Here is a 6,515-nt window from a genome sequence, read left to right as displayed (position 1 = left end):
CGCCAGTGGCACTGCCGGGTAGCTATATTCGGAAGCGATAACCGCTGAAAGCATCTAAGCGGGAAGCGCGCCTCAAGATGAGACCTCCCGAGCCATAAGGCTCCTAAAGGAACCATGAAGACTACGTGGTTGATAGGGTGGATGTGTATAGCAGCAATGCCGAGCTAACCACTACTAATGATCCGTGCGGCTTGACCATATAACTCCAAGTTGCTTCGCTGCCTCAATGGCATGCGGCTCTCGAGCCAAAACGACTTATTACGTCCCAAGACCCAACGCGAGACTGGCGCATACCTATGCGCTGTCTCCACCGCTTGCTCAGCGAACATAGTGCTGTGGAACCACCCGATCCCATCCCGAACTCGGAAGTGAAACGCAGTCGCGCCGATGGTAGTGTGGCTTAAGCCATGCAAGAGTAGGTCATCGCTGAGCGCTTTATCCAAAACCCCATCCGAGAAATCGGGTGGGGTTTTTTATGACCTCTTGCATCAAGCGGCGCAGCCGCGCGAACTGCAACAGGTCATCGCTGAGCGCTTTATCCAAAACCCCATCCGAGAAATCGGTGGGGTTTTTTATGACCTCTTGCATCAAGCGGCGCAGCCGCGCGAACTGCAACAGGTCATCGCTGAGCGCTTTATATCGAGCCCCGTTTGGCAACGCAGGATTGCCAGGCAGCGAATAGCGGACCCTGTCACGCTGCCGCAAATGGTCGCAGTAATCGCCAGTGCAAACAGGCAGCTGCTAATCTCATGGGCCGACCCGAATTTGCGATATGGCAATGCCTGATTCCAAAAGCCATCTTGAAGCCATCGAAGCCTATCTGACCAACCTGCAAGACCGGATCTGCGGCTCCATCGAGTCGCAGGAAGCGAACACCCGATTCCGTGAAGATGCCTGGAAGCGTATCGAAGGTGGAGGCGGCAGGACCCGGGTGCTGAACAACGGAAGTGTATTTGAGCAGGCCGGAGTCGGCTTCTCACGAGTGTCGGGGAACACGCTGCCACCGTCAGCTACACAGCAGCGCCCCGAACTGGCCGGCAGGAGCTGGACCGCGCTCGGTGTCTCATTGGTAATCCATCCGTTGAATCCCTATGTGCCGACGACGCACATGAATGTGCGCTTTTTTGAGGCGGCTGCGGACGGCAAGGATCCTGTCTGGTGGTTCGGTGGCGGCTTCGACCTGACACCCTTCTACGTGTTCGAAGACGACGCAGAGCATTGGCACGCAGTGGCCAAGGAAGTGTGCTCCAAGTTTGGTGTGGACCGCTACGCACGCTACAAGAAATGGTGCGATGAGTACTTCTACATCAAGCACCGCAACGAAACCCGTGGTGTCGGTGGTCTGTTCTACGATGATCTGCACGAAGGCGGGTTCGAGCAATGCTTTGAATTCATGCGTGCCGTAGGCGACGGCTTTATTGAGGCCTACCTGCCTATCGTCGAGCGTCGAAAGTCAACGCCGTTCGGTGATCGGGAGCGCGAGTTTCAGTTGTACCGTCGTGGCCGCTACGTGGAGTTCAATCTGGTCTATGACCGGGGCACCTTGTTTGGGCTACAGTCGGGCGGTCGAACCGAGTCAATCCTGATGAGCCTCCCACCGCGGGTTCGTTTCGAATATGGCTACATGCCGGAGCCGAACAGCCCTGAAGCACGGCTGTCCGATTACCTCAAGCCCCGCGACTGGTTGGCCCAAAACGTCTCAAATCGAACTCAATCCCACTCATAGAGCGTGAAATAGACCGGAGATACCGGTCCGTCCATCGAATTGCGATCTAGGCGCCCGTCGGAATTCCGATCGTAGTAGGTCTGCGACGGCCCATTCTGTGGGGCAATGCGGATCATGCGCAGTTTGCCTTTTTCGCGGTACTCGGTGACGGTATCGGTTCCTTCCTTGTGCGAAGTGATCGAATCGCTTCTGGCCTCAATCTCCGATGCCGTCAAATCTTTCGATCGAGAAGCCTTGTCGCGAACGAGGCGAGTATCCGGCATAGCCGGCTCCACCGAATCAGCGGGATCGACACCTGATTGCTGGGTCGTCTCCACCCCCTTGTCATGGATTCCAGGCGGCGGCGGTGCCGGTTCGAATGCAGACGCCATGGTTGAGCATGCAAATGAGAGAACAACCAGGGTCAAAGGGGTGAGCAAGATACGTTTCATCATGGATTCTGCCTTCAGACGGTGTGGAGTCGGATCGCCACTGATCTGGAACTCTAGCGCTATCTGGCTGAAGTTACCTGAAAGGCTCGTCGGAGAATATCCGTAACACGCATATCCGGAACCAACCAGAGCAAGAAAGTGCCATTCAATCGTTAGCCACCTTGGCATTTCGAAGGGCGAAAAAAGGTCCGGCTATTCTTGCGCGAAAACTCGTCACGGTGATTCTGCATACGAACCCAGACAGATCGCCATTTGCATTCGATCACCGCTACAGCCAAGCTGCGATCCCGAATTTTCGCGATAGCACCATGTCGACTCAGCGCCCACGACTCGTTCTCATCGACGGCTCTTCCTACCTGTTTCGCGCCTTCCATGCGCTCCCTCCCCTGACCAATGCAAGCGGGGAACCCACCGGCGCCTTGTTTGGCGTGGTCAACATGTTGCGATCGATCCTCAAGGATCGACCCGAGTTCGTGGCCTTTGTCAGCGATGCCCCAGGTCCGACTTTCCGCGACGAAATGTACGCCGAGTACAAGGCCAATCGCGCGCCGACACCGGATGACCTCAAGGCCCAGGTGCAGCCGATGCTCGATATCGTCGGTGCCCTCGGTTTCCCGATCCTGCGTGTCGCCGGGGTCGAAGCCGATGATGTCATCGGCACGCTGGCGCGTGAAGCCGAAGCGCTGGATATCGAGGTGATCATCTCGACCGGCGACAAGGATTTCGCCCAGCTCGTTTCACCGCACATCACCCTCGTCAACACGATGACGCACACCACAATGGATCGTGATGGCGTGATCGAGAAATTCGGCGTGCCACCGGAGCGTATTGTCGACTTCCTCGCCCTGACCGGGGATACGGTGGACAACGTGCCGGGCGTGACCAAGTGCGGCCCGAAAACCGCCGCGAAATGGATTGGCGAGTTCGGGTCACTCGAAGCGGTGATCGAAAGTGCGGACAAGATGGGTGGAAAGATCGGCGAGCATCTTCGTGATGCCGTGGGTCATCTGCCCCTGTCGCGGCAGCTGGTGACGATCAAGACCGATGTCGCGCTCGATCTTGGGGTCACGGATCTCGCCTTGCGTGAACCGGACACCGAGGCGCTTCAAAATTTCTATCGCCGCTACGAATTCAACGCCGCATTGAAAGAACTGACCGCCAATGACGAGGCAGCTGACGGCGCTGAAGGCTCGGTGTCAGCGCCAGCCGAACAGGCATCCACGCAAGTCGCTGCGGCAGACTCTGAATTGGCGCCTGAACTGGTCGGCAAGGGAGACTACGAACTCATTGTCGACACCGAGCGCTTTGATGAGTGGCTAAAACGTCTTCAAAACGCAGATCTGATCTCCTTCGATACAGAGACCACGTCGATTGATGCCATGCGCGCGGAGATCGTCGGAATTTCATTCGCGGTTGAAGCCAGACAAGCGGCTTATGTGCCGCTCAAGCACGACTATCCCGGCGTGCCCGCCCAACTCGATCGGGATACGATTCTTGCCGCGCTCAAGCCCCTTCTCGAAGATGAAAGTCGAGCCAAACTTGCGCAGCACGCGAAGTACGACATGAATGTGTTGTCGACGCATGGCGTGACCGTTCGTGGCGTTGCCCACGACACGATGCTCGAATCCTACGTGCTCAATTCGACCGCTTCGCGTCACGACATGGATACGCTGGCCAAACGCCATCTCGGCTATCAGACAATTCCTTACCAGGACGTGGCCGGCAAGGGAGCAAAGCAGATTTCGTTCTCCCAGGTCGATCTTGAGATTGCAGGTCGCTACGCCGCCGAGGATGCCGATATTACCTTGCGCTTGCACAAGGCTCTGTGGCCGAAGCTCGCAGCCGACAAGGACTTGTGCAAGGTTTATCGCGAGATAGAAATGCCACTGGTTCCGGTGCTTGCACGCATGGAACAGCGTGGCGTGCTGATCGATGTCGATGCCTTGCGCAAACAGGGTCGACAGTTGGCAGCGCGGATGCACGAGTTGACCGTCCAGTGCCACGAACTGGCTGGTCGCAACTTCAGTCTGGACTCACCCAAGCAACTGCAGGCATTGCTCTTTGATGAGCTCAAACTGCCGGTCGTGGTCAAAACACCCAAAGGCCAGCCTTCGACCAATGAAGAAGCGCTGGATGCGATCGCCGATGCCCACGAGCTGCCGCGTCTGATTCTTGAATATCGTGGCCTCGCCAAGCTTCGTTCGACCTATACCGAGAAACTCGCCGAAATCGTCAATCCGCGTACCGGGCGCGTGCATACCAGTTATCACCAGGCAAATGCTGCAACGGGCAGATTGTCGTCTTCTGATCCCAGTTTGCAGAACATTCCAGTACGCACGGAAGAAGGTCGGCGCATCCGCCAGGCGTTTATCGCACCTGAGGGCTGGCAGGTTCTGGCTGCGGACTATTCGCAAATCGAGCTCCGCATCATGGCTCATCTGTCAGGTGACGAAGGCCTGCTTGCGGCATTCCGCAACGAGCAGGATGTCCACCGAAGCACGGCCGCCGAAGTGTTTGGTGTATCGCTGGATGCCGTCGACAGCAATCAGCGACGGGCAGCCAAGGCAATCAATTTTGGACTCATGTATGGCATGAGCGCCTTCGGCCTCGCGCGTCAGCTTGGTATCGGCCGCGGAGAGGCGCAAGACTATATCGCACGCTACTTCCAGCGTTATCCCGGTGTCCGTGAATTCATGGACAACACGCGCGAACAAGCTCATCGTCTGGGTTACGTCGAAACCGTGTTCGGCCGGCGCCTGTATCTGGACAATATTTCTTCTCGCAATCAGGCTCAGCGTGCCGGCGCCGAGCGTGCAGCGATCAATGCGCCGATGCAGGGAACAGCGGCGGATATCATCAAGCGAGCCATGCTGACGATCGACGAATGGCTCCGCGGAAAGGAAGAGAGTGCGCGCATGCTCATGCAGGTGCATGATGAACTGGTCTTCGAGGTTCGCGACGTGGAAATCGACACCATCCGCAACGGTGTTCGTGAGCGCATGACTGCTGCGGCTGAACTGGCGGTTCCGCTGGTTGTCGATATCGGAGTTGGCGAGAATTGGGATCAGGCCCATTGATTCTCGTTCAGCTGGCGAATCCGCGAAAATGAATCGGGAGTAAATGATTTCGATATTTACGCCGAACCACGAAACTTATTGGTGCCAACCCGCATCTTATAGTCCGGGTGCACGCAACGGCACCCCTGGAATCATCCACCTCCCTGGATGATTCCCCCGGGAATCGGTCCCTCCCCAGACCGGTTTTCGATCCCCGCCCCGAGGGCTCCCCCTGGCCCTCGGGGTTTTTTATTGGATTTTCCAAAGGCTCAGGCCTCCGGATCAGTGGCTTCTGCCGTGCCGGTGCCAACCGCGATATCGGTTGGGCGACGCTTCAACCGCCAATCCGCAGCGCCGAGATCACGCACAAGTTCGGCGCGGCGAAGCGCATAGTTGTTTGCCGAGGCATTCCCTGATCGGGATGCACACAGGGCAAGATCCAGGGCCACGGACAATCCTTCGACGCTTGGCGCTTCAGGCAATGCGCCACGATCCACGCCTGCCATGTGCTCGCAGGCTTCATCGACGCGTTCGAGATCGAGCAACAACGCGGCGCCATCAGCCTGCCATTGGGCGTCGATCGCCGCCTGTTGCGGCGACGCTTCCCACGGTTTCGCCTGCTGTTCAAGCCACTGTGTATAGGCTTCGTCGCTGCGATCCAGTCGGCGCAGCAACAATGTGCGCAACCGCCACGCATAACGAGTGCGCGCATGATGTTTGCCGACGAGCTCCTCATTCATCGCCAGCCACTGATCCAGCTGGTCGAGCAATTCATCACTCGGTTCGCGCTCGATCTCCCACAGCAGCAAATCGCCGCGAACATACAAATACAGCGGGCTGTGCGTTCCCCGCGCCACCGCCTGCAGGCGCACCGCGCGATCCAGCCAGACCTTCGCCTCATCCCAGCGACCATGCGCGGTCAGCAGGCGGCCGTACACACCTTGCGGCGTGATGAAGTAGTCCGACTCAAGCTCACCGCGTTCGCTGACTCGGCGCATGGCTTCGGCGTAACCTTGCAGCGCAGCGCCAATGTCGCCATCGGCCAGCGTCGCACCGGCGACGTTCGCCAGTCGGCGGATCACGGTCGGCTCATTGGGTCCGAGATGTTCGGCGAGCACGTCATAGGATTTGCGATGCAGTTCGAGGGCGCGGCCTGTGTCGCTCTCGACCAGAGCCATGAACGTGTAGGAAGCCGCCTTGTTTTCAGCGCGCACCGGATAGCGCTCCAGATCTTCGCGAAGCGCCGGAATCAGCGTGCGAGCCTCCGCTTCACGGCCATGCAGGCGCATCGCATTGATCAAC

At 58.0% G+C, this 6,515-nt stretch carries 5 protein-coding genes and 2 rRNA genes; 4 read left to right on the top strand and 3 right to left on the bottom strand.

The window, feature by feature from the left end:
* Together VFN25_RS04720 and rrf are read left to right on the top strand one after the other, a co-directional pair.
* Positions 1 to 199: ribosomal RNA gene (locus tag VFN25_RS04720) — 23S ribosomal RNA — on the top strand; the annotation flags it as partial.
* Positions 200 to 317: 118 nt separating this feature from the next.
* A 5S ribosomal RNA gene (gene rrf, locus VFN25_RS04715) occupies positions 318 to 432 on the top strand.
* A gap of 3 nt (positions 433 to 435) precedes the next feature.
* On the opposite strand, the gene VFN25_RS04710 is transcribed toward rrf, so the two are convergent.
* Positions 436 to 705: a hypothetical protein gene (locus tag VFN25_RS04710; RefSeq protein ID WP_325139347.1), complete on the bottom strand. Its 270-nt coding sequence runs from the start codon at positions 703 to 705 to the stop codon at positions 436 to 438.
* Between the two features lie 73 nt (positions 706 to 778).
* Here VFN25_RS04710 and hemF point away from each other — a divergent pair, with 73 nt between their 5' ends.
* Entirely contained in the window at positions 779 to 1,726 is a 948-nt protein-coding gene (gene hemF, locus VFN25_RS04705; RefSeq protein WP_325139349.1) for an oxygen-dependent coproporphyrinogen oxidase, read from the top strand.
* Here hemF and VFN25_RS04700 read toward each other — a convergent pair.
* On the bottom strand, positions 1,711 to 2,160 hold the full coding sequence (locus VFN25_RS04700; RefSeq protein ID WP_325139345.1) for a DUF2782 domain-containing protein: 450 nt from the start codon (positions 2,158 to 2,160) through the stop codon (positions 1,711 to 1,713). The two genes, hemF and VFN25_RS04700, sit on opposite strands and share 16 nt — an antisense overlap.
* Before the next feature lie 305 nt (positions 2,161 to 2,465).
* Here VFN25_RS04700 and polA point away from each other — a divergent pair, with 305 nt between their 5' ends.
* Positions 2,466 to 5,234, top strand: a complete 2,769-nt coding sequence (gene polA, locus VFN25_RS04695; RefSeq protein WP_325139344.1) for a DNA polymerase I — start codon at positions 2,466 to 2,468, stop codon at positions 5,232 to 5,234.
* Positions 5,235 to 5,482: 248 nt separating this feature from the next.
* On the opposite strand, the gene VFN25_RS04690 is transcribed toward polA, so the two are convergent.
* Positions 5,483 to 6,515, bottom strand: a 1,033-nt coding sequence (locus tag VFN25_RS04690; protein ID WP_325139343.1) for a hypothetical protein, incomplete at its 5' end; no start/stop codon positions are given.

It is taken from the genome of Dokdonella sp. (assembly GCF_035703485.1).
Taxonomy (GTDB): Bacteria; Pseudomonadota; Gammaproteobacteria; order Xanthomonadales; family Rhodanobacteraceae; genus Dokdonella.
This window is presented reverse-complemented; position numbering and strand designations above follow the sequence as displayed.